We start from the raw sequence: 23522 nt of genomic DNA, 5'->3' as shown, positions 1-23522 counted from the left end.
ACGGTCGCCGCTTCCGTTAGAATCGGCGGTTCTCGAACCTGCAGGACCGTTCAATGCAGCTGTCTTCCGTACGTGCCGTGATCACTGGCGGCGTCTCCGGCCTCGGCCTGGCCGTGGCCCAGCACCTCGTCGCCCAGGGCGGCAAGGTGGCCCTGTTCGACCTCAACGATGACAAGGGCGCTGCCGCCGTCGCCGGACTGGGTGCCGACAAGGCCCGCTATTTCAACGTCAACGTCAGCGATGAAGCGGCGGTTGCAACGGCCATCGACCAGGCCCACGAATTCCTCGGCGGCCTGAACGTGACGATGAACTGTGCCGGCATCCTCGGCGCCGGTCGCGTGCTGGGCAAGGAAGGCCCAATGCCGCTGGCCGGCTTCCAGGGCACGGTGATGGTCAACCTGGTCGGCAGCTTCAACGTCGCCAAGGCCGCGGCCAACCGCATGCAGCACAACGAGGCCGGCACCGATGGCGAGCGCGGCGTCATCATCAACACCGCCAGCATCGCTGCCTATGAAGGCCAGATCGGCCAGGCCGCCTATGCCGCCAGCAAGGGCGGCGTGGTGTCGATGACGCTGCCGATGGCGCGCGAACTGTCGCGCTTCGGCATCCGCGTCAACACCATCGCCCCAGGCGTATTCTGGACGCCGATGGTCGATGGCATGCCGGAGGCCGTGCAGCAGTCGCTGGCCGCCTCGATCCCGTTCCCGTCGCGCCTGGGCAAGCCGGAAGACTTCGCCAGCCTGGTCGGCTTCATTCTCGGCAACACCTACCTCAACGGCGAGACCATCCGCCTGGACGGCGCTACCCGCCTCGCTCCGAAGTGATTCCCCCGGGCGCCGGGACGGCGCCCTCCCCCAACGACCTAGATCACCATGAAAGCCAACGACATCAAGAAGGGCAACGTCGTCGAGTACAACAACGGCGTGTACCAGATCCGCGACATCGAGCGCAGCTCGCCGCAAGGTCGCGGCGGCAACGTCCGCTTCCGCTTCATCATGTACAGCGTGCCGGGCGGCAACAAGCTCGACGCCAGCTTCGATGCCGACGACAACCTGGTCGAGGTCGAACTGCTGCGCCGCCAGTCCACCTATTCGTACAAGGACGGCGATGCCTTCGTCTTCCTCGATGACGAGGACTACACCCCGTACACCCTGGATGCGGACGTGATCGGCGACGACGCCGGTTACATCACCGACGGCCTGACCGGCATCTACGTGCAGGTGATCGACGAGCAGCCAGTGGCGATCCAGCTGCCGGCCTCCGTGGTGCTGGAGGTGATCGAGACGCCGCCGGAACTGAAGGGTGGCACCGCCACCAAGCGCCCGAAGCCGGCCAAGCTCAACACCGGCATCGAAATCATGGTGCCCGAGTACATCGTCAATGGCGAACGCGTGCTGGTGAACACCGCCACCGGCGAATTCGCCGGCCGTGCCGACTAAGCGCCTCGCGCTGATCGGCTGCCTGTTCCTGCCTGCGGCGTGTTCGCCGCAGGCAGCGGACGAATCATCGGTGGCAGCGGTTACGGCTGTTTCGCACCGAAGTTGCCGCAGCCATGGTACTGGCGGGTACCGACAGTCAGCATCGCCTTGGCCTCGAACGCCTCGCCGCTCATGTCATCCTGGCAGGTGGTGCGCTGGAAGCTGAGCTTGACGTCGGTGCCGTCGGACGCCTTTCCGCTCCATCCATCAGCGCCCTGGGTGGGTTTGGCCACGTCGAAGCGGCGCTCGCCATAATCGACCTCCACCTGCAGGCCCGGCGCATCGCCGTCGACGACTGCAAGCCAGCCGGGTTCATTGCCGGTGGCACGGAATGCCGCATTGCCGGCGCTGCCATCGCCTTCGGTAGCTTCCACCGCATGGCACTCGCGATCCGGTTCGCCCTTCAGGCTCAGCAGGCCATCATCGCTGCCCTTGGTCCAGAAGCTGTTGCCGAGACCATCGCTGTACTTGGCGCCGGATGCCGCGCGCTCGGAGGTCATGGCGAAGCTACGCTCGCCGATCACCAGCGTGGCAGCATCCTCGCCATTGAATGTCGCGCCCACACTCAGATCACCACACTGGTAGGCGGTCTCGCTGCCACCTTCCGTGTTGGCGCTCGGCTGCGGCGTGGCAGGCGGGGTGTCATTGCTGCCCGCCGCGGGTGCCTGGGCCGGCTGGCACGCGACCAGCACCAACCCCAGGGAGGCTGCCAACAGACTGGGAACTACACGCATGGCTCGACTCCTTGTCGACACTACAGGAATGCTCGACCCTACCACCTCGCGGTGAGCGGGGCCTGAAAGCGGCCTGACCGCACTCATGCGGCCAGTACCGCCATCGACAGCAGCTGCGCGCCGCTTTCGCCGGAACTGCAGGTCCACACCCGCAGCAGGCGCAGTTTCAGCTCGCGCTCCTGGCCCTGCCCGCGCACCGACAAGCGCACGTCGCTGGACAACAATGCCAGGCGTCCGCACAGCAACGTTTCCACCGCGTACGACTGCAGGCTGCGCACCTGCAGGTTTCCGGTCAGCCAGTCGCCCAGCCACGGCAGGTCGAGCATGCGGCCGCCGTGGCCATCCATCATGAACAAGGCCGGCGATACCAGCGCGGTCAGCGCATCGTGGTCGTCATCCAGCAATGCCTGCCGCAGGCGCTGTTCCAGCGCTGCCAACTGCCGCTCATGCAGATCTTCAACGATGTTCCGTTCCATCCACGGTTCCTCCCGGCATCGGCCGGCGTCTGCGCAGGCGCTGCGCGATCCACTGCCGCGCGCCCTGCACCACTACATAGAAGACCGGCACGAAGAACACGGCCAGCACGGTCGCACTGACCATGCCGCCGAACACACCGGTTCCAATCGCCTGCTGGGTTTCCTTCGACGCGCCCTGCGCCAGCATCAGCGGCACCACGCCCAGCGCGAATGCCAGCGAGGTCATCACGATCGGCCGCAGTCGCAGCCGCGCTGCCTCCAGCGCTGCTTCAACCAGGCCGCGACCCTGCTGCTGCAGCTGGCGCGCGAACTCGACGATGAGGATCGCGTTCTTCGCCGACAGCCCGATCACGGTGATCATGCCGACCTTGAAGAACACGTCGTTGGGCATGCCCCGCAACAGCACCGCAGCAACCGCACCAAGCAGGCCCAGCGGCACCACCAGCATCACCGCCAGCGGGATCGACCAGCTCTCGTACAGTGCCGCCAGCACCAGGAACACCACCAGCATCGACAACAGCAGCAACCACGGCGCCTGCGCACCGGACTCCCGCTCCTGCAGCGACTGGCTGGTCCACTGCAGGGCAAAACCGGACGGCAGCTCCTCCGCCAACCGCTCCATCTCCGCCATGGCCTGGCCGGTCGACACGCCGGAGGCCGGTGCGCCGGACAGATTCAGCGCCGGGAAGCCGAGATAGCGCTGCAGCTGCAGCGGCGCCTCGGTCCAGTGCGGCGTCACCAGTTCCGACAACGCCACCATGCCACCTTCGCTATTGCGCACGTACAGCCTCAGCACATCCTCCAGCTCCATCCGGTGGGGTGCATCGGCCTGCAGGATCACCTGCTGCAGCCGCCCCTTGTTGGGGAAGTCGTTGACGTACTGCGAGCCCATCGCCACCGACAGCGTGCTGCTGATCTGCTCGAACCCCACGCCCATCGCCTCGGCCTTGGCGCGGTCGATGTCCAGCCGCACGCTGGTACCTGCTGGCAGGCCATCGGCATGCACCTCCGACAGCAGCGGGCTGGCCTCGGCCAGCTTCAGCAGCTGCTGCAAGGCCGCGCGCAGCTCTGCCTGGCTCTGCCCGGTACGCGCCTGCAGGGCGAGCGAGAAGCCGGACGAACGCCCCAGGCTGTCGATCGCCGGCGGCATCACGCTCATCACCTCGCCCTCGGCAATCGTCGCCATCGCCTTCTGCGCGGCCTCCACTTCGCCGGCCGCGGTGGCTCCTGCACGCTCTCCCCAGTCCTTCAGCATGGTGTAGGTCAGCGCCGCGCTCGGGCCGGACCCGGAGAAGCTGTAGCCGAGGATCGACTGGTTGGACCCGATGCCCGGGCGTGACGCCACATGCCGTTCGTAGGCTTCGACCACGGCCAGCGTGCGTTCGGCGGTGGCTTCGGCCGGCAGCTGGATCGAGGTCATGAAGTAGCCCTGGTCCTCTTCCGGCAGGAATGCACCCGGCAGCCAGTGCAGGCCCAGCAGCAGCGCCACTACCAGTGCGGCGAACACGCCCATCACCCGCCCGCTCCGCTGCAGCACCGACGCCACGCCACGCTGGTAACGCCCGGTCATCCGCTCGAAGCCACGATTGAAGGCACCGAACAGCCCGCCACGGCCATGATGGCCATGGGTGTTCGGGCGCAGCAGGGTCGCGCACAGCGCCGGCGTCAGGCTCAGGGCCAGCAGCGCCGAAAACAGGATCGACACCGCCATTGCCACGGTGAACTGGCGGTAGATGGCGCCCACCGAGCCGCTGGCCAGCGCCATCGGGATGAAGACCGCGGTCAGCACCAGGGTGATGCCGATCACTGCGCCGGTCAGCTCGCGCATCGCCTTGATGGTGGCCTCGCGCGGCGGCAGGCCCTCCTCGGCCATGATCCGCTCCACGCCCTCGACCACCACGATGGCGTCATCGACGATGATGCCGATGGCCAGCACCATGCCGAACATGGTCAGCACGTTGATCGAGAAGCCCAGCGCCAGCATCACCGCGAACGTGCCCAACAGCGCGATGGGCGCGACCAACGCCGGGATCAACGTGTAGCGCCAGTTCTGCAAAAACAGGTACATCACTGCGAACACCAGCAGCATCGCCTCCAGCAGCGTCTGCACCACCTTCTGGATCGAGATCTTCACGAACGGCGCGGTGTCGAACGGGATGCTCGCCTCCACGCCGCGCGGCAACAGCGGCGCCAGTTCGGCCATGCGCTCACGGACCGCCGACGCCGTGCGCACCGCATTCGCGCCCGGCCGCAGCTGCACCCCGGCAGCGGTGGCCGGATGGCCGTCCTCGCGGGTGCCCCAGGCATAGCTCTGCGCGCCCAGTTCGACGCGGGCGACATCACCCAGCACCACCCGTGAACCGTCGGCCCCGGCGCGCAGTACGATCGCCGCGAACTGTTCCGGCGTGGACAACTGGCCGTCGGCGCTGAGCGGCACGGTGATGCGCTGGCCTGGAACACCCGGCGAATCACCGATGCGCCCCGGCGAGATCTCCAGGTTCTGCTGCTCGATGGCAGCGGCCACGTCACCCATGGTCAGCCCATAGCCGGTCAGCCGGGTCGGGTCCAGCCACACGCGCATCGCCTGCTCCGCACCGAACAGCTGCACGCGGCCGACGCCATCGATGCGGCGCAGCTCCTCGATGATGTTGCGCGCCATGAAGTCGCCCAGTGCGGCCTCGCTGACGCTGGCATCGGGCGAACGCAGGCCGACCAGCATCAGGAAGCCGGAATCGGCTGCTTCCACGAACAGGCCGCTCTGGCGCACGCTGCGCGGCAGGCGCGGCTCGATCGCCTTGATCCGGTTCTGCACGTCCACCTGCGCCAGCTCCGGGTTGGTACCCGGCTTGAAGGTCGCAGTGATGGAGGCATCGCCGGAGGTGTCCACCGACGACTCGAAATACAGCAGGTGCTTGACGCTGGACAGCTCGCGCTCGATCAGGCCGACCACCGCGTCATTCAGCGTCTGCGGGCTGGCACCCGGGTAGCTGGCGTAGATGCTGACGCTGGGCGGCGCTACTGCCGGATAGCGCTCCACCGCCAGCCGCGGGATCGCCAGCACACCGGCCAGGATGATGAAGATCGCCAGCACCCAGGCGAACACCGGGCGATCGATGAAGAAATGTGCCATGTTGGATTTTCCTGGAGGGACCGGCCCGGTGGAGGCTCAGCCCTTGCTGCCGGCCTGCACCGCGCCAGCGCTGGCGACCGGCATCTGCCAGTCGCGCGCATCGACCACCACGCCTTCCTGCAGGCGTTCCTGGCCTTCGACCACCACCTTTTCGCCCGCCTTCAGGCCCGTGCGCACCAGCCATTGGCGATCGACACTACCGTCCACTTCCAGCGTGCGGATCACCGCCTTGCCATCGCCACCGATCACCCAGGCATAGGCCTGGCCACCGGCACTGCGCAGTACGGCCTGCTGCGGCACGGTCAGTGCGCTGGCCGGCGCACCCCGCGGCACCTTCGCGCGCACGTACATGCCGGGCAGCAGCTGGCGCCGCGGGTTGTCGACCAGGATGCGCAGGATCACATCACCGGTGCGCGCATCGACATTGATGCCGGAGAACAGCATCTGGCCACGTTCGGGCAGCGGCCTGCCGGCCGCACCGATGATCGTCACCGGCAGCTCGCCGCCACCGGCACTGCGTTGCAGCGACTCGAGCTGCGCCGCTGGCTGGCGCACATCGACGTAGACCTGGTCGATCTGCTGCACCACCGCCATCGGCTCGGCATCGGCCACGCCGACCAGTGCACCTTCGGTCACCAGCGCCTGGTCGATGCGGCCGGCAATCGGTGCACTGACCGTGGCATAGCGCAGGTCGAGCTGGCGGCGGGCCAGGATCGCGCGCGCCTCGTTCACCGCGGCACGGGCCTGTTCGTACTCGGCACTGGCATCGTCGCGGTGCTGCTGGCTGACCGCCTGCGCGGCCGCCAGCGCATGCAGGCGCTGCGACTGCACGCGGCTGCGGCCCAGGGCTGCCTCACTGCGCTGCAGCGCTGCCAGTGCCGAGTCGACATCGGCACGGAACGCCGCCGGATCAATCTGGAACAGGGCCTGGCCGGCGCGCACTTCGGCGCCCTGTTCGAACAGGCGGCGCTGCACGATGCCGCCGACCTGCGCACGGATCTGTGCGGTGCGAACGGCGGCGACACGGCCGGGCAGTTCATCGTCGCGCTGCACGACCTGCGGGCCGACAGTGACCACGCTGACGCGCGGTGCCGCTTCGGGCGTGGCTTCGGGGGCGGAGCAGGCCGTCACGGCCAGGGCGAGGGCCGCGATCAACGCGACCGGAGTCCTGAAGGTTCTCATTGCTGTGCACAATGCCGCGCAGGCGGCTGATAGGTTCTGAAGCGTGAAGTGTGCGTGGCGATGATGGGGTTTCGATGGAGGAACTGTGGAGATACGATGGAGGCAAGCACCTTAAGGCCCCGCCCCTGCATGCATGCCGCCCCTGCCCTCGCCGCCCTCGTCCTGATCGTCGAGGATGAGGCCGAGATCGCCGATATTCTCACCGCCTATCTGGAACGCGAAGGACTGCGTACGCTGCGCGCCGCCGACGGCCACAGCGCGCTGGACCTGCACCGCAGCGCCCGCCCCGACCTGGTCCTGCTTGATGTGCAGCTGCCGCGCCTGGATGGCTGGAGCGTGCTGACCCAGCTGCGCCAGCGCGGTGAAACGCCGGTGATCATGCTGACCGCACTGGACCAGGACCTGGACAAGCTCACCGCGCTGCGCATGGGCGCCGACGACTACGTGGTCAAGCCGTTCAATCCGGCCGAAGTGGCTGCACGCGTGCGCGCCGTGCTGCGGCGTACGTTGCGCGCCTCGCGCATGGACGCACCGACCGCGCTGCGGGCGGGCCCGCTGCTGATCGACTCGGCTACCCATGCCGTGCATGTGGAGGGCGAAGGCTACAGCCACGAAGTGCTGCTCACGCTCACCGAGTTCAAGCTGCTGCACTGCATGGCGCTGGCGCCGACCCGCATCTTCAGCCGCAGCGAGCTGATGCACGAATGCCTGCCGGAAAGCGAAGCGCTGGAACGCACCGTCGACAGCCATGTCAGCAAGCTGCGCCGCAAACTCGATGACGTGGGCATGGTCAACGTCCCGGCCAGCGTGCGCGGTGTCGGCTACCGGTTGATGGCCGACCGCTGATGGCGCGCCTGCGCCGTTCCGGGCTCAGCCGCCACATCATCATCTCGATGTCGCTGATGGTGATCGGCGTCATCGTGATGATGATCCTGTCGTCGTGGCTGCTGTACGCGGTGCTGGTCGAGTTCTTCCCCGGCAGCACCGAGGAGCCGGAAAGCTGGCTGCCGACCGGGCCGGAACTGGCATGGATGGTGGGCGTGATCCTGACCGGACTGGCGCTGGCCATCGCCGCTTCGTTCCGTCTTGCGCACCGTATCCTGTCGCCACTGAATTCACTGGTGGACAGTGTGCGTGCGCTTGCCGGCGGCGACCTCGGGGCGCGCGCGAGCGTCGAGGAGAATTCGCCGGGTGAAGTGGCGACCCTGGTCGAGGACTTCAATGCAATGGCCCGCCGCCTGCAGCACATGGAGAGCGAGCGCGCGATGTGGCACGCGGCCATCGCCCATGAGCTGCGCACGCCGGTGACGATCCTGCGCGGTCGCCTGCAAGGGCTCGCCGAGGGCGTGTTCCAGCCGGACGAGTCACAGTTCCGCAGCCTGCTGGCGCAGGTCGAGGGCCTCTCGCGCCTGATCGAGGATCTGCGCGTGCTGAGCCTGTCCGACAACGCGCGGCTGGACGTACGCCGCGCGCGCACCGATGTGGTGGCCGAAGTGCATTCGGTGATGACCCTGGTCGATCCGCAGTTCCGCGCCGCCGGCTTCGTGCTGGAGCTGGAAACCAGCCGCGAGGAACACAACGCGCACTGCGACCCGACCCGCCTCCGCCAGGCGCTGCTGGCGCTGCTGGAGAACGCACGCCGCTATGCCAGCCCGGGCAAGGTGCGGATTGCCGTGCATGACACACCGGGACATGTGCAAGTGGCAATCGAGGATGAGGGCCCGGGCATCGATCCGGAGCTGCACGCCGACATCTTCAGCCCGTTCATGCGTGCCGACGGCTCACGTTCACGCCAGGGCGGCGGCAGTGGCCTCGGCCTGGCGGTGGTCAAGGCCATCGCCGACGCGCACGGCGGCCGCGTCTACTGCACGGCAGGCAACGCCGGCGGCAGCCGTTTCGTCATCGAACTGCCGCGCCAGTAGCGGGCGTGGCTGCCTGTTCCCGCAGGCGCGCGCCAAGTGTGGCGAGGTTGGCGTCGATCGCATCCATCTCGTTGCGCTGGCCCACCGGCAACTGCTGGCGCAGTTGCACGCGCAGCGCCTGCCAGGCCGGCACCGCCTCTGCGCTGGCAGTGGCAACCGCTTCGGCCAGCACCGCCTGCTCATCGGCCAGCGGCAACCCGTAGCCGCCCTGCAGCAGCGTCCCCGGGCGCAACCACTGCCCGCTCTGCGCCAGCAGGCTGCGCAGGCTGCGGGTTTCCGCGCTGTCCGCAGCAGCCAGTAGCTGCCGCTTGAGCACATCGCGTGCGCGCAGTTCGGCACGCCGCTGTGCCGCCTGTTCCAGCAGCAGCAGGCCGGCACTGGCGCGCAGGTTGCCCTTCAGCAGCCACGGTGCCCGTTGTTCTGCCGGCAGCTTCAACCAGCCGCGCACATCGCGCGCGGGCAAGGCCAGCTGGGTCGCCGCCACTGTGAACAACTGCTGGTAGTGGTCGCGCGCGGAAGCGAAGTAATAGCCCTGTGCCTGCGCTGCGTTGCGGTCCGTGAGTACCCGCTCGTCGAGCATGCCCAGCCGCGCCAGCCGCCGCTTGAGACCGCGCGGACTCAGCTGGGCCAGCCCGTCCTCGCCCAGCCGGGGCACTCCGGCCTGCAGCAGCCTGGCGGTCTCCACCGCACAGTTGTTGCTGACGAAGTAATAGCGCCCGTCATAGCTCCAGTGCACCTGCGCGGTGCGCTCGAGCAGGCTGGCGATCTCGTCGCGTTGCAGCTGCAAGGGCAACGACTGCAGGCCCCGCAGTTCCACCTTGGTGTACTCGTCCACCACCTGCTGCAGCGGCAGCACGAACAGCCGCGACGGGTAGCCGCCGGTCAAGCCGCGCCAGTTGGAAATCTGCACATCGCCGACGAACGCGCGGAACGACAGCACGCGGTGGTACTCTAGGTCCAGGCGGCAGTCCGGACCCGGTGCGCGGCCCGGCCGGCAGATCACCAGCCGCAGCATGCTGTGCCCCCAGCGGCTCATCGGCTGCGCACTGCCCTCGGCGAACAGGTAGTCCACGGCGTAGACACGCGCCGGGTCGAGCTGCAGCAGCGATGCCGCCCCCTCTTCCGATTCGGCCTGCAGCAATGGCAACGCGTTCGCGCAGTGCGACTGTGGCAGCGATGGCGGGGTTCCGAAATGGACCTGGAACCACTGCGCCAGTGCCGGGCGCCGGCAGGCGAACTCGCTGTCGAGCACGAAATGCTCGGCGTTCACTGCCAGGTACTCGGCCGGGTCCTTCAGTTCATACGCATCGGGACTGCGGTCACGGAAATCGTTGTCGCCACGGCCGAGATGCCAGGGCTTGCGCTGCCATCCAGCCAGATCACGCCAGCGCACACTGCGTGACCAGTTCGCCCCCGTACGGTCGGCGACATGGGTCAGTTCGTGTACCAGCGCGCTGCGGCGTGCGCGGCGCGCGCCGGGCACGGCATCATCCAACAGCTCGCGACGCAGGGCGATGCGCCCGGCGAAAGCGCGGCCGTGCACATCGGCCGGCAGGTCATCGCGCCAGCGCACCTGGACCTGTGCCGGCAATGCGCGGAGCAGGCCATCCGGCAGCAGTGCCTGCACGTCGGCCAGGGTCTGCGTCGCCACCTGCTGCTGTGCAGGGCTCAACCCTGCCGGGTCCAGCTGCAGGCGATCAGCTGCGTGCGCGATGTGGGCGACCAGCAGTAGAGCCACGCCATGCGTGGCTGCGTTCCACCGGCCAAGCCTCTGTAGAGCCGAGCCATGCTCGGCTGCTGTTGCGATCCGCATGCGCCAGGCATTCAGCCGAGCATGGCTCGGCTCTACGGAACGCGATGTCGCCGGGGTCATGCAGTCCGCATCAACGCGCCAGCAACGCGCGGGCCAGTTCCAGGTCGCTCTGCTGCTGTGCGGCAGCACTCTGCTCACGCAGGTGGGCCAGCGCGGCCTGCAGGCGGGCGCCACGGATCTGGCCGTCGCTGGCGACGAACGCCGCAGCGTCGTCGCGCGCAGCCAGTACCACCTTGTCGTCACCCGAGCTGCTACCCGAGGAGCCGGAGGAGGCACCGGTGGCGGAACCGGCCGAGGTGCCGGCGAAGCTGGAAGCGAAGCCGGCCAGCGGCAGGGACAGCAGGGCGAGCAGCAGAAGCGGACGGGTCATCGGTTCGAAGCCGGTTGTGAGGATGCGTGGAGCGTAACGGGTGCGTGAAGGATTTGCCCGGCTCAAACGTCGAACAGCTTGCCGGGATTCAGCCGCGCTTGGGGATCGAACGCACGTTTGACCGCCTTCATCAGGGCGATCTCGGCCGGGCCGCGGGTGCTGTCCAGGTAGCCCTTCTTGACCAGGCCGATGCCGTGTTCAGCCGAGATGCTGCCATCGAACCGGGCCAGCACCTGCGCCAACAGCTTGGTCACGTGTTCACACTGCGCCACGAAATCGGCGTCGCTGGTGTCGTCGGGCTTGAGCACGTTGATGTGCAGGTTGCCGTCACCGATATGGCCGAACCAGACCACGTCGAAGTGTGGGTAGGCCTGCCCGATCAGTGCCTGGGTCTCGGCCAGGAACGCAGGCATCGCCGAGATCCGCACCGAGACATCATTCTTGTAGGGTTTGTAGCGCGCCAGCGATTCGGTGATGCCTTCGCGCAGGCGCCACAGCTGGGCGGCCTGGGCGTCGCTGGCGCTGATCACCCCGTCGCTGACCCAGCCGTTGCCCATGCAGTCCTCGAAGGCGGCCATCGCCGCCGCTTCCTGCGCTTCGTCGTTGGCGCCGAACTCGGTGACCACGTAATACGGGTGCACCTCGTCGAACGGTGCCTGCGCGCCATGCGCCAGCACGTGCTCCAGCGCCCGGTCGGTGAAGAACTCGAAGGCCTGCAGCTGCAGGCGCGCGCGGAACGCGGCGAACACCTGCATCAGCACCTCGAAGCTGGGCACGGCCAGCAGCATCACGTTGCTGGCTGGCGGCGGATCGGTGAGTTTCACTGTCGCCTCGACGATCACGCCCAGCGTGCCTTCCGAACCGATCAGCAGCTGGCGGAAGTCATAGCCGCTGGAGTTCTTGATCAGGCCCTTGTTGAGCTCCAGCAGTTCGCCGCTGGCGGTAACCACCTTCAGCCCGGCGATCCACTCGCGGGTGTTGCCGTAGCGGATCACACGGATGCCGCCAGCATTGGTGGCGATGTTGCCGCCGATCGTGCACGACCCGCGTGCAGCGAAATCCACCGGATAGATCAGGCCGTGGTCCAGCGCGGCGTTGTGCACGGCCTCCAGCGGCATGCCGGCCTGCACCACCAGGGTGCGATCGACCGCGTCGTAGGCCAGCGCCTTGTTCATCCGCTCCAGGCTGAGCACCAGCTCGCCATTGGCCGCCACCGCGCCACCGGAAAGGCCGGTACGGCCGCCGGACGGCACCACGGGCACGCCCTCACCCGCACTCCAGCGCATCACCGCCTGTACCTCCTCGACCGTGGCCGGCAGTGCGACCGCCAACGGCGCCGGCGTCCAGCGCCGGGTCCAGTCGCGCCCGTAATGCTCCAGGTCGGCCGGGTCGGTCTTCAGCTTCAGGCCGGGACAGGCCTGCTGCAGCGAGGCAATGCGGGAATCGGTCATGACGGTCCAGCGCGGGGCGTGAAGAACGGGCAAGCGTGCCAGCGGCACGCGCCAGCGTCCAGCCCTGCGAGCAGGCAGATAGCTACGGATGCAACCAATTGCGCACCGCACCATGAGCGCTGCGATCTGGCATAGTGGTTGGCCCCTGTCCCACTGGCCGTGTTGCCCCATGTCGCCGAAGAAGACCTCGTTCCCGAAGCAGGATATCCGCGTGCTGTTGCTGGAGGGGGTCAGCCAGACCGCCGTGGAGGTGTTCAGCGCGGCCGGCTACAGCCAGATCGAGGCGCACACCAAGGCACTGCCCGAGGACGAATTGAAGGCGCGCATCGCCGAGGCGCACATCGTCGGCATCCGCTCGCGCACCCAGCTCAGCGCCGAGGTGCTGGCCGAGGCCAAGCGCCTGATCGCGGTGGGCTGCTTCTGCATCGGCACCAACCAGGTCGACCTGGACGCGGCCGAACTGGCCGGCATCCCGGTGTTCAACGCGCCCTACTCCAACACCCGCAGCGTGGCCGAACTGGTGATCGCCGAGGCGATCATGCTGACCCGTGGCATTCCGCAGAAGAACGCCGAATGCCATCGCGGCGGCTGGTCGAAGTCAGCCAGCGGCAGCCATGAAGTGCGCGGCAAGACGCTGGGCATCATTGGTTACGGCCACATCGGCACCCAGGTCGGCGTGCTGGCCGAATCGCTGGGCATGCAGGTGATCTTCCACGACGTGGAAACCAAGCTGGCGCTGGGCAATGCCCGTGCAGCGGCCAGCCTGGACGACCTGCTGGCGCGCGCCGACATCGTCACCCTGCACGTGCCGGAGACCCCGTCCACGCAGTGGATGATCGGCAGCACCGAGCTGGCGAAGATGCGCAAGGGCGCGCACCTGATCAACGCCGCGCGCGGCACCGTGGTCGACATCGATGCGCTGGACGCGGCCCTGGCCAGCGGCCACGTCGGTGGCGCCGCGCTGGACGTGTTCCCGGTCGAGCCGAAGGGCAACGGCGATATCTTCGAATCGCCGCTGACCCGCCACGACAACGTCATCCTCACCCCGCACGTCGGCGGCAGCACGCTGGAAGCGCAGGACAACATCGGCGTGGAAGTGGCGGCCAAGCTGGTGCGCTACAGCGACAACGGCAGCACCCTGTCGGCGGTCAACTTCCCGGAAGTGACCCTGCCCGAACACGAAGACAGCCTGCGCCTGCTGCACATCCACCAGAACGTGCCGGGCGTGCTGTCCAAGGTCAACGAGATCTTCTCGCGCCACAACGTCAACATCGACGGCCAGTTCCTGCGCACCGACCCGAAGGTGGGTTACGTGGTGATCGACATCACCGCCAGCGAGGCGCAGGCCGCCGCCGTGCGCGACGAACTGGCCGCGATTCCGGGCACGCTGCGGACGCGCATCCTGTATTGAGCAAGGCGTCGCCGGGCATGCCCCGGCGGATTGCTTCCGGCATCGCGCCATCCACGCATGGCGTGGATGGAACACCTCAGAACCTTACGGCGTGGAGGTTCTTGTAAGAGTCCCAATGGATCAGAACCCTGTCTTCCATCGACAGGAACAGCGTATTGACGAAATCCAGCTCCTCGGCATGAGCCAGCCAGTCCTGCAGGCGGCTGCCCAGTGAAGGTACCGCCCCATCCACCTGGACAACCGTCAACGCAGCCTCGCTTGCAAGCCAACAGCATCTGCAATGGCGCTCAACTCCTGCCTGCGCCAGCCGCTCCCGCCCCACCCCGGGGACCTCCAGGCGCGATGGCACGCGCTCCCAGTCGATGCATGTGACGACTGGCAATGCAGCCTTGATCATCGCAAGGGCAGCATCCTGCTTCGCCTCGCCACAGGCATGAGCCGCAACAAACGCGGCACAGCCGTCCGAGAGCATCAACGTGCCAGCCAGCGGCGCGCCATGCGCTGCATGGATTCATCCGATTCGGGGTCGGCCGCGACCTCGGTCACCGGCCGCCATGCCAGGTCAAGCGACTCCTCGCTGAGCACGAATGCCTCGCCACCGAGCGCGCGGATCACGAAACGCACGTCGTAGTGCCAGTGCCCCGGCACATCCTTGCGCTCCGGAATCCAGTGCTTGTCCAGATCGAAGATGGCCGGGTCTTCCAGCACCAGCCCGCTCAGGCCGGACTCCTCCTCGGCCTCCTTCAGCGCCACCTGGGCCAGGTCGCGGTCGCCGTCGGCGTGGCCACCCAGCTGCAGCCAGCGCTGCAGCTTGCGATGATGGGTCAGCAGCAGGCGCTGGCCGTCGGCGCTGACCAGCCAGCAGCTCGCGGTGAAGTGGCCTGCAAGCCGCTCACGCCGGAACGGATCTTCCGGATCATCCAGCAATGTGCCGAATTCGGCAGCCAGTGCGTCGTGGGCGGGCTCGCGGCGGGCATAGTGCCGCAACAGACCGCGCAGGCGATCGTCAAGCACGGCAAGGGTTTCGGCGGTCTGGCGCATGAATGGGGGCGGTTCGGAAAAATACTGCTCATTATCGCCGTTCATTGTTGCGATTGCGCTTGTGCGTTGGCTTCAGCTTTGGCTAAGGTACAGCGGGCTGTTCGCACGGCCTTCACCATTCAAGGCAGCCGGCAACGTATCGGCCGCCCACCCCATCCGATCACTAGGAAGTACTGCATGCTGAAAGCTCTGTTGAGGGTCAAGCCGGTCCAGCCGGCCGGGCACGTCGATGCCGGCGAACCCATCGAAGGCAGCCTGGACGGCGAAGCCACGTTGAAACGGACCCTCACGGCTAAACACCTCATCCTGCTGGGCGTGGGTGCGGTGATCGGCGCAGGTATCTTCGTGCTGACCGGCCAGGCCGCAGCCAACCACGCGGGCCCGGCGGTCATGCTGTCGTTCGTGCTGGCCGGTTTCGCCTGTGCGCTGGCGGGCCTGTGCTATGCCGAGTTCGCGGCGATGATGCCGGTCTCCGGCAGTGCCTATTCCTATTCCTATGCCACCCTCGGCGAAGGCATGGCCTGGTTCATCGGCTGGTGCCTGGTGCTGGAGTACCTGTTCGCCTCGGCATCGGTCGCGGTGGGCTGGTCGGCCTACCTGATCAGTTTCATCACCACCACGCTGCACATGCCGTTCCCGGACCTGCTCAGCGCCGCGCCCATCGCCTGGACCGGCAGCGAGTTCGTCTCCTCCGGCAAGCTGTTCAACCTGCCTGCGGTGCTGATCGTGGCGGCGGTGTCCGGCCTGCTGTACGTGGGCGTGACCCAGTCGGCCTTCGTCAACGCCATCATCGTGGCGATCAAGGTCACCGTCATCTGCCTGTTCATCGGCATCGGCGCGGCCCATATCGACCCGGCCAACTGGCAGCCGTTCATCCCGGAAAACACCGGCGTGCCGGGTGAGTTCGGCTGGAGCGGCATCTTCCGCGCGGCCACCATCGTGTTCTTCGCCTATATCGGCTTCGATGCGGTCTCCACCGCCGCCGGCGAAACCAAAGACCCACAGCGCAACATGCCGATCGGCCTGCTCGGCTCGCTGGCGGTGTGCACCATCGTCTACATCATCGTCTGCGCGGTACTGACCGGCATGATGCCGTACCACCTGCTGGGCACCGACAAGCCGGTGGCCACCGCACTGGAGCCCTACCCGACCTTGTCGTGGCTGAAGACCCTGGTCGAGATCGGCGCCATCGCCGGCCTGTCCTCGGTGGTGCTGGTGATGATGATGGGCCAGACCCGCATCGCCTACACCATTTCCCGCGACGGCCTGCTGCCGAAGTTCTTCGGCAAGGTCCACGCCCGGTTCCGCACGCCTTACTGGGCCACGATCGTGGTCGGCGTGATCGCCGCCGCGCTGGCCGGCCTGGTGCCGCTGAACGTGCTCGGCGAACTGGTGTCGATGGGCACCCTGCTGGCCTTCGCCACCGTCTGCATCGGCGTGCTGGTGCTGCGCTATACCAAGCCGGAGATCCATCGCCCGTTCCGCGTACCGGCGGTGTGGATCATCTGCCCGCTTGGCGCCGCGGCCTGCCTGTTCCTGTTCTGGCAGGCGTTCGTGGTGCACTGGCACCTGTTCGTCGGCTGGACCGTGCTGGGCATGCTGATTTACCTCGGCTACGGCATGCGCAACAGCAAGCTGGCCAAGTCGCCCTGATCCGCCTACGGGCCGGCCTCGCGCCGGCCCGTCCGTTTTCCCCGCGCGCCGCTCCTGGCGCGCTTCGACAAGACCACCACACATGTTCAAGCAACTGTGGGCCACCAAGCACCCGCATGCCGCCCATGAAGACGCCAACGGCCTGAGCCTGCGCCGCCACCTAGGCCCCTGGGGGCTGACCGCCCTCGGCATCGGCGCGGTGATCGGCGGCGGCATCTTCGTCATCACCGGCCAGGCCGCCGCCAACCACGCCGGCCCCGCGATCATGCTGTCGTTCGTGCTGGCCGCCATCTGCTGCGCCTTCTGCGCGCTGGCCTACGCCGAGTTCGCCTCGATGGTGCCGGTCTCCGGCAGCGCCTACACCTATACCTATGCCACCTTCGGCGAACTGTCGGCCTGGTTCATCGGCTGGATGCTGGTGCTCGAATACGGCGTCTCTGCATCGGCGGTGGCGGTCAGCTGGACCGGCTACTTCCTCAGCCTGCTCAGCCAGTTCGACATCCATCTACCGGCGGCGCTGGTCAGTGCGCCACTGGACGCACAGCTGCGGCCCACCGGCGCGATCGCCAACCTGCCCGCCGCGGCACTGGTACTGTTGCTGACCTGGCTGTGCTACGTCGGCATCAGCAAGTCCTCGGCGATGAACATGGCAATGGTCGTGCTCAAGACCGGCCTGATCGTGCTGGTCATCGTGGTCGGCTGGAAGTACGTGGACACCAGCAACTGGACCCCGTTCATTCCGGCCAATGAAGGCCCGGGCAAGTACGGCATGGAAGGCGTGCTGCGTGGCGCGGCGATGGTGTTCTTCGCCTACATCGGTTTCGAGGCGGTATCGGTGGCGGCCCAGGAATCGAAGAACCCGCAGCGTGACATGCCGATCGGCATGATGCTGTCGCTGGTGATCTGCACCGTGCTGTACATCGCGATGGCCGCAGTGATGACTGGCCTGGTGCCGTTCCAGCTGCTGGGCACCGACGAGCCGGTGGTGACTGCCGTGGCCGCACACCCGCAGCTGGGCTGGCTGCGCTGGGTGGTCGAGGTCGGCGCGCTGGTCGGCCTGTCATCGGTAGTGCTGGTGATGATCATCGGCCAGCCGCGCATCTTCATGATCATGGGCCGCGACGGTCTGCTGCCGCCGGTGTTCACCAGGATCCACCCGAAGTACCGCACCCCGCACATCAACACGGTGATCACCGGCATCGGCATCGCGCTGCTGGCGGCGCTGTTCCCGCTGGACATTCTCGGCGAGCTGACCTCGATGGGCACGCTGATTGCGTTCGCGGCGGTCTGCGCCGGCGTGCTGATCCTGCGCCGCACCCAACCGGACCTGCCGCGCCCTTTCCGCATGCCGATGGCCTGGCTGATCTGCAGCCTGGGCGTGCTGAGCTGCCTGGCGCTGCTGTCGGCGATGACGATGCACAACTGGATGCTGATGGGCGTCTGGACCTTCGTCGGTTTCGTGATCTATTTCTGCTACGGCTTCAGGCACAGCCGCCTGCGGGGGAAGTAAGGTTTTGCATTGCAGGGCCTGCGGCCCTGCACCCGCTTTTGAAGCCGGAGCAACGGCAACGGCAACAGCTGGGTTGAGGGTTTGGCGGGGCGGGTTGGGTTCGCGGGGGACGCCGTTAACCCGTCCCTGGGGGCTTGGCCGCGGCATCCATGCCGCGGACACCCCCGCGAACCCAACCCGCCCCACCTCCGACAGTCTGCTGGCACGTCCAGTAGATCCACGCCATGCGTGGATGAATTCATCCGGGAAATGAATTTTCTCCGTTCGATGAATCCTCTGTAGAGCGGAGCCATGCTCCGCTCCGAGCAAGCGCAGCGAAGCGACCCGCTTTTCGCTTTTCCTTCTTCACTCCGTGGCTGGCCGCACGCCGGAACCTGTCAGAGGCGGGGCGGGTGGGCCGTGCAGGGGCGTTGGCGCCATGGATGGCGCCATCGAGCTTACAGGGACGTACTTGCAGCGTCCCCTGCACGGCCCACCCGCCCCGCCACCTCCATGAACCGCTTTCCGTGACCAACCAACCACCTCTCAGCCACGAGGGGCTCAGCCGTTGGCCGAATCCAGTAAAATCGCCGACATGAACGCCCCCACCTTCCCGTACGACACCGCGCGCCTGAGCGAACTGGCCCAGCTGCTGATCGACAACATCCGCGAACTGGCCCACGCCGGCTGGACCCCGGCCACCAGCAGCAACTTCTCCCACCGCCTGGACGACCGCCACGCGGCGATCACCGTCTCGGGCAAGGACAAGGGCCGCCTGATCGAGGATGACATCATGGTGGTGGACTTCGACGGCCAGGCCGTGGGCCGTCCGTTGCGCCCGTCCGCCGAGACCCTGCTGCACACCCAGCTGTACCGCCGCTTCCCGGAGGTCGGCTGCGTGCTGCATACGCATTCGCCGGTGCAGACCATCGCCTCGCGCCTGTATGCGCCGCAGGGCCACATCCGCCTGGAGGGTTACGAGCTGCTGAAGGCCTTCGCCGGCAACAGCACCCACGAGATGGCCATCGACGTGCCGGTGTTCGCCAATACCCAGGACATGAACGTGCTTTCGCAGCAGGTCGATGACCTGCTCGACCGGCAGAACCTGTGGGGCTACCTGATCGACGGCCATGGGCTGTACGCCTGGGGCCGCGATATGGCCGAAGCACGCCGCCACCTGGAAGCGTTCGAATTCCTGTTCCACTGCGAACTGGAACTGCGCAAGCTGCGCAGCTGAACCGGCGCGCAGGTGCAGATGCCGATCCGGAATCTGCGCCCCGCCCCCACCCTGCTACCCTGTCTTCCCCCGAGACGTTCAAGCTGCCGCCATGAGCCGACTGCGCATCTACGACGACACCCGCCCCGAATCGCCGCTGCTGGACACCCAGGACGGCGCGGTCATCGCTGCCGAACTGCAGAAGATCGGCGTCACCTTCGAGCGCTGGCAGGCCACCGCGCCAGTCGCGCCGGGCGCCAGCCAGGAGGAAGTGTTCGCCGCCTACCGTGCGGACATCGACCGCCTGGTCGCCGAGCGCGGCTTCAAGAGCGTGGACGTGGCCTCGATCGCCCCGGACAACCCGAACCGCGCCGAGCTGCGCAAGAAGTTCCTCGACGAGCACTTCCACAAGGAAGACGAGGTGCGCTTCTTCGTCGCCGGCTCCGGCCTGTTCACCCTGCACGTGGGTGACAAGGTCTATGAGATCGAGTGCGTGAAGGACGACCTGATCGCCGTGCCCGATGGCACCACCCACTGGTTCGACATGGGCGAGGAACCGAGTTTCGTGGCGATCCGCTTCTTCACCGAGCCGGACGGCTGGGTGGGTCATTTCACCGGCACCGACATCGCGCAGAAGTTCCCCCGTTACGTACCCACCCAGGCGTCCTGATCCATGCAAGCCCGCGTCATCCTGACCGACATCGAAGGCACCACCAGCAGCATCTCGTTCGTCAAGAACGTGCTGTTCCCCTATGCGCGCAAGGCGTTGCCGGCGTTTGTCGCCGAGCATGGCCAGCAGCCGGACGTCCGCCGCTGGCTGGATGCGGTGGCTACCGAGATCGGCGGTGCCTGCCAGGAGAGCCTGGTGGCCGAAACGCTGCAGGGCTGGATCGACCAGGACCGCAAGCACACCGCCCTGAAGGCGCTGCAGGGGCTGATCTGGGACGAAGGATACCGCCGTGGCGACTACACCGCGCACTTCTACCCGGAAGTGGCGCCGGTGCTGAAGGGCTGGCACGCTTCCGGCCTGCCGCTGTACGTGTACTCCTCCGGTTCGGTGCCGGCGCAGAAGCTGTTCTTCGGCTTCAGCGATGCCGGTGACCTCAGCCCGCTGGTGTCGGGCTGGTTCGATACCGAGATCGGCGGCAAGCGCGAGGCCGACAGCTACCGCCGCATCGTGCAGGCCATCGGCCTACCGGCCGGCGAGATCCTGTTCCTGTCCGATGTGGTGGAAGAGCTGGATGCCGCCCGTGAAGCCGGCCTGCAGACGCGCCTGATCGACCGCCGCGACGACTACCCGATGCCGCGCACCGGCCAGGCCGCCAATGGCCACGAGCGGGTCGAGAACTTCCAGCAGATCCAACTGTAAAAAAGAAGGGTGTGCGGACCAACGGTCCGCACCTACCCGGCTCCGCTTCTGGTAGTTGCCAACCTTGGTTGGCATACGGCCGATGTGTCAACCAAGGTTGACACCTACCAGAACATGGTTCACCTGCCCTCATCGATCGTTGAGGGTTTTCACCTTCAGCGCTTCGCGCAGGGTAACCAGATCCACCGGGCCGCGTACGGCGATATCGCGGATTTCGCCCGGCAGCAAGTCCAGCAGGTTGTCTTCGACCTGCACATCCAATGCACCGAAATCAATCCACGCCGCGCGCACGTAAGCCGCGCTTTCCAGCCGTAGTCGATAGTGGTCGCCTTCGATGGACAACGTGGCCTTGAGCTTCTGCCGCGGCAACATCTGGTCCTTGGCTTCGACGAATCCGACCACCTGCCGCGCGCTCACCGCCCCGTTCTGCAGCAGCTCGAACACGGCCACCGTGCGCTTCGGGTCGGCACCGGCCAGCAGCTCGGCATCGCGGAAATCACCGATCGAGGTCACACCCGACGCCGCCAGCGTCACCGCGTCCTCGCGACGGCGCAGCACCTTCCCTTCCACGTCCATCACCCGCAGCCGCCAACGTGCATTCAGCGCCGCACCGTCATTGATCAGGCGTACCCGCGTACTGCCCTCATCGCGCAGCGCCGCTACCGTGACCGGCGCGAAGAAGCGCCGCGCGGCGAAGTGCAGCGCCTTCCAGCGACCGAAGTAGTCCACGCTGGACCATGAAGCACCCGGCCAGACATCGTTGAGCTGCCAGTACAGCGAGCCCATCGTGTACGGCCGCGAAGCGCGATGGTGCAACGCGGCCAGCGCGATGCCATCGGCCTGCATCACCTGGCTGAGGTAGACAAAGTCCTCGAAGTCCTTCGGCGTGCCGTAACCCAGTTCGATGTAGTGCAGCAGGCGGCTGTTACCCTCGCCGGCCATGAATTTCTGGTGCGCGCGGATCACCGGGCTGTCGATGCGCTGCTCGGCGCGGGTGGCGATCTGGTCCACGGTGGCCACCGACGGCCATGCCTGCAGGCCGTACTCGGACATGAAGCGCGGCGTCTCGCGCAGGTAAGCCTGCACCGGCAGCGCCGGATTGCCCCAGACCTGCCAGTAGTGCTTGTCGCCACGGGTCGAGTCGTTCGCCTTTTCGTCCAGGTCGTTGCTGGGCGAGCTGGACCAGTACGGCACGCCCAGCCCCTCCTCCCCCACTACCTGACGCAGATCATTGCCGAACAGGTCGACATAGCCCTGCCAGACCTTCGCTGCAAACGCAGGGTCGGCTGCCTTCAGGTCGCGACCGTGGCCCCAGTCCTTCCAGGCGGTTTCTTCCTCGTTGTTGCCACACCACAGCACGATGCTGGGGTGATGGCGCAGCCGGCGCACATTGTCGCGTGCCTCGGCCACCACGCTGGCACGGAAGGCCGGATCGTAGCCCGGCTGCATGCCACCACCGAACATGAAGTCCTGCCAGACCAGCAGGCCCAGTTCGTCGGCGATGTCGAAGAACGCATCGTCCTCGTAGTAGCCGCCACCCCAGTTGCGCAGCATGTTCATGTTGGCGTCGCGTGCGGCGGTCAGCACCTGGCGCAGGCGCGCGGCGTCGACCCGTGCGGGGAAGGCATCGAACGGAATGACGTTGGCGCCCTTGGCGAAGATCTCCACGCCGTTGATGACGAAAGCGAAGCCCTGCCCGCCCTTGCCGTCTTCCTCGCGGCGCAGTTCAACCGTGCGCAGGCCGATGCGCTGCTCGCGCACCAGCTCCGGCGCGCCACCTTGGTCCAGGCGGGCCCGCACCGTGTAGCGGTCCTGCGCGCCGTGGCCGACTGGCCACCAGCGCCGCGGATCGGCCAGTTCAACCGGAACCTCGATGCTGTTCTGGCCGGGCTTCAGCAGCACCGTGCGCTGCACCTGGGCCACGTTGCGGCCCTGCGGATCCTGCACATCCACATTCACCACGGCCGAGCCCGCCGCCGCACCCTGCTCCACTCGCAGCAGCACGGCCAGCTTCGCCTGCTCCGCGCTCAATGCATCCGTGCGCACCGCAAGATCGGTCAGGCGGTGCGCGTCCCAAGCCTGCAGATCGATTCCGCGCCAGACGCCGGCGGTGACATAGCGCGGACCCCAGTCCCAGCCGAAGTGGTAGGCCGGCTTGCGCGCGAAGTTGCCGACCATCGCGTCCTTCGGCTCATCGCCATACGGCGACGGGTAGTTGCCAGCGATCTTGTGCGGCATTGCCTGCACGCCCGGCAGCAGGGTGCGGATCGGCGAACGGAACACGATCTGCAGTTCATTGTTGCTCGCACGGAGGCGGCCTTCGACCCGGGCACGCCACGTGCGGTGTGCGTTGTCCGCGCGCAGCAGCGGCTTTCCGTTGAGGCTGACTTCGGCATAAGTGTCCAGCCCGTCGAAGCGCAGTTCGGCATTGGGCTTGACCAGCATCGCCGCGTCCATGTCGAAGCGCGCGCGGTACTCCCAAGCCGCCAGGCCGATCCACTGCAGTTCGGCCTCGGGCGCACCGACATACGGATCACGGATCAATTCGTGAGCCAGCAGGTCGGTGTGCACGCTGCCCGGCACCGTCGCCGCCCGCCATTGCTGCAGGCCCGGATGGGCTGCACCCTGCGCGTCGCCGGGCAGCATGCGGAACTCCCACTGTGCCTGCAGCGGCGCTGCAGCTACCGGGAAGGAGGAGGCTGCAACCAGCAGCAGGAGCAGACGGACAACGAGGGGAAGGCGATGCACGGGATGCTCCTGTTTTTCCGCCGGGCATGGCCCGGCGCT

At 67.1% G+C, this 23522-nt stretch carries 20 protein-coding genes; 10 read left to right on the top strand and 10 right to left on the bottom strand.

Annotation, left to right across the window (positions count from 1 at the left end):
- The first annotated feature begins 53 nt into the window (after positions 1-53).
- Positions 54-824, top strand: a complete 771-nt coding sequence (locus AC5P65_RS16150) for an SDR family oxidoreductase (protein ID WP_111104148.1) — start codon at positions 54-56, stop codon at positions 822-824.
- A gap of 48 nt (positions 825-872) precedes the next feature.
- Positions 873-1439: an elongation factor P-like protein YeiP gene (yeiP, locus tag AC5P65_RS16145; protein WP_005409468.1), complete on the top strand. Its 567-nt coding sequence runs from the start codon at positions 873-875 to the stop codon at positions 1437-1439.
- An 80-nt stretch (positions 1440-1519) separates the two neighbouring features.
- Here the strand turns inward: yeiP and AC5P65_RS16140 are convergent, their stop codons facing one another.
- From AC5P65_RS16140 to AC5P65_RS16125, 4 genes are all read right to left on the bottom strand, one after another.
- Positions 1520-2212 (bottom strand): COG3650 family protein, encoded by a 693-nt coding sequence (locus AC5P65_RS16140; protein ID WP_164145166.1) that lies wholly within the window; start codon positions 2210-2212, stop codon positions 1520-1522.
- Positions 2213-2295: 83 nt separating this feature from the next.
- Complete coding sequence (locus AC5P65_RS16135) at positions 2296-2688, bottom strand: nuclear transport factor 2 family protein (RefSeq protein WP_019661450.1); 393 nt, start codon at positions 2686-2688, stop codon at positions 2296-2298.
- Complete coding sequence (locus tag AC5P65_RS16130; RefSeq protein WP_495215734.1) at positions 2669-5818, bottom strand: multidrug efflux RND transporter permease subunit; 3150 nt, start codon at positions 5816-5818, stop codon at positions 2669-2671. The genes AC5P65_RS16135 and AC5P65_RS16130 overlap by 20 nt, the downstream gene beginning before the upstream one ends.
- Positions 5819-5854: 36 nt before the next feature.
- On the bottom strand, positions 5855-7000 hold the full coding sequence (locus AC5P65_RS16125) for an efflux RND transporter periplasmic adaptor subunit (protein ID WP_111098926.1): 1146 nt from the start codon (positions 6998-7000) through the stop codon (positions 5855-5857).
- A 129-nt stretch (positions 7001-7129) separates the two neighbouring features.
- On the opposite strand from AC5P65_RS16125, the gene AC5P65_RS16120 reads away from it, so the two are divergent.
- A complete protein-coding gene (locus AC5P65_RS16120; RefSeq protein WP_010482545.1) occupies positions 7130-7846 on the top strand; it encodes a response regulator in 717 nt (238 codons plus the stop codon).
- Positions 7846-8922, top strand: a complete 1077-nt coding sequence (locus AC5P65_RS16115) for an ATP-binding protein (protein WP_021204537.1) — start codon at positions 7846-7848, stop codon at positions 8920-8922. Before AC5P65_RS16120 ends, AC5P65_RS16115 begins: the two co-directional genes overlap by 1 nt.
- Here AC5P65_RS16115 and AC5P65_RS16110 read toward each other — a convergent pair.
- The 3 genes from AC5P65_RS16110 to AC5P65_RS16100 form a co-directional block, all read right to left on the bottom strand.
- Positions 8900-10735 carry a DUF7844 domain-containing protein gene (locus AC5P65_RS16110; RefSeq protein WP_495215733.1) on the bottom strand — a complete coding sequence of 612 codons (1836 nt, stop codon included), beginning with the start codon at positions 10733-10735 and terminating at the stop codon, positions 8900-8902. The genes AC5P65_RS16115 and AC5P65_RS16110 overlap by 23 nt on opposite strands.
- Before the next feature lie 70 nt (positions 10736-10805).
- A complete protein-coding gene (locus AC5P65_RS16105) occupies positions 10806-11105 on the bottom strand; it encodes a DUF2388 domain-containing protein (protein WP_021204535.1) in 300 nt (99 codons plus the stop codon).
- A 62-nt stretch (positions 11106-11167) separates the two neighbouring features.
- Entirely contained in the window at positions 11168-12556 is a 1389-nt protein-coding gene (locus tag AC5P65_RS16100; protein ID WP_021204534.1) for an FAD-binding oxidoreductase, read from the bottom strand.
- Between the two features lie 169 nt (positions 12557-12725).
- On the opposite strand from AC5P65_RS16100, the gene serA reads away from it, so the two are divergent.
- Positions 12726-13967 carry a phosphoglycerate dehydrogenase gene (gene serA / locus AC5P65_RS16095; protein WP_019661444.1) on the top strand — a complete coding sequence of 414 codons (1242 nt, stop codon included), beginning with the start codon at positions 12726-12728 and terminating at the stop codon, positions 13965-13967.
- A gap of 76 nt (positions 13968-14043) precedes the next feature.
- Here serA and AC5P65_RS16090 read toward each other — a convergent pair whose 3' ends face one another.
- Positions 14044-14439: a hypothetical protein gene (locus AC5P65_RS16090; protein WP_495215732.1), complete on the bottom strand. Its 396-nt coding sequence runs from the start codon at positions 14437-14439 to the stop codon at positions 14044-14046.
- Positions 14439-15053, bottom strand: a complete 615-nt coding sequence (locus AC5P65_RS16085) for an NUDIX hydrolase (protein ID WP_495215731.1) — start codon at positions 15051-15053, stop codon at positions 14439-14441. The genes AC5P65_RS16090 and AC5P65_RS16085 overlap by 1 nt, the downstream gene beginning before the upstream one ends.
- Before the next feature lie 132 nt (positions 15054-15185).
- Here AC5P65_RS16085 and AC5P65_RS16080 point away from each other — a divergent pair, with 132 nt between their 5' ends.
- The 5 genes from AC5P65_RS16080 (at position 15186) to mtnC (ending at position 20735) form a co-directional block, all read left to right on the top strand.
- The gene (locus tag AC5P65_RS16080) at positions 15186-16661 is read left to right on the top strand and encodes an amino acid permease (RefSeq protein ID WP_005416354.1); all 1476 of its coding nucleotides are present in this window, start codon (positions 15186-15188) and stop codon (positions 16659-16661) included.
- An 82-nt stretch (positions 16662-16743) separates the two neighbouring features.
- Positions 16744-18171: an amino acid permease gene (locus AC5P65_RS16075; protein ID WP_021204531.1), complete on the top strand. Its 1428-nt coding sequence runs from the start codon at positions 16744-16746 to the stop codon at positions 18169-18171.
- Positions 18172-18745: 574 nt separating this feature from the next.
- Entirely contained in the window at positions 18746-19387 is a 642-nt protein-coding gene (locus AC5P65_RS16070) for a methylthioribulose 1-phosphate dehydratase (protein ID WP_026347187.1), read from the top strand.
- 91 nt (positions 19388-19478) lie between these two features.
- Complete coding sequence (locus AC5P65_RS16065) at positions 19479-20036, top strand: 1,2-dihydroxy-3-keto-5-methylthiopentene dioxygenase (RefSeq protein WP_021204389.1); 558 nt, start codon at positions 19479-19481, stop codon at positions 20034-20036.
- 3 nt (positions 20037-20039) lie between these two features.
- Positions 20040-20735 (top strand): acireductone synthase, encoded by a 696-nt coding sequence (gene mtnC, locus AC5P65_RS16060; RefSeq protein ID WP_495215730.1) that lies wholly within the window; start codon positions 20040-20042, stop codon positions 20733-20735.
- A gap of 129 nt (positions 20736-20864) precedes the next feature.
- Here mtnC and AC5P65_RS16055 read toward each other — a convergent pair whose 3' ends face one another.
- Positions 20865-23483 carry a beta-mannosidase gene (locus AC5P65_RS16055; RefSeq protein ID WP_495215729.1) on the bottom strand — a complete coding sequence of 873 codons (2619 nt, stop codon included), beginning with the start codon at positions 23481-23483 and terminating at the stop codon, positions 20865-20867.
- Positions 23484-23522 lie beyond the last annotated feature (39 nt).

The organism is Stenotrophomonas sp. YJH_SMC_48-3 (assembly GCF_059369375.1).
This window is presented reverse-complemented; position numbering and strand designations above follow the sequence as displayed.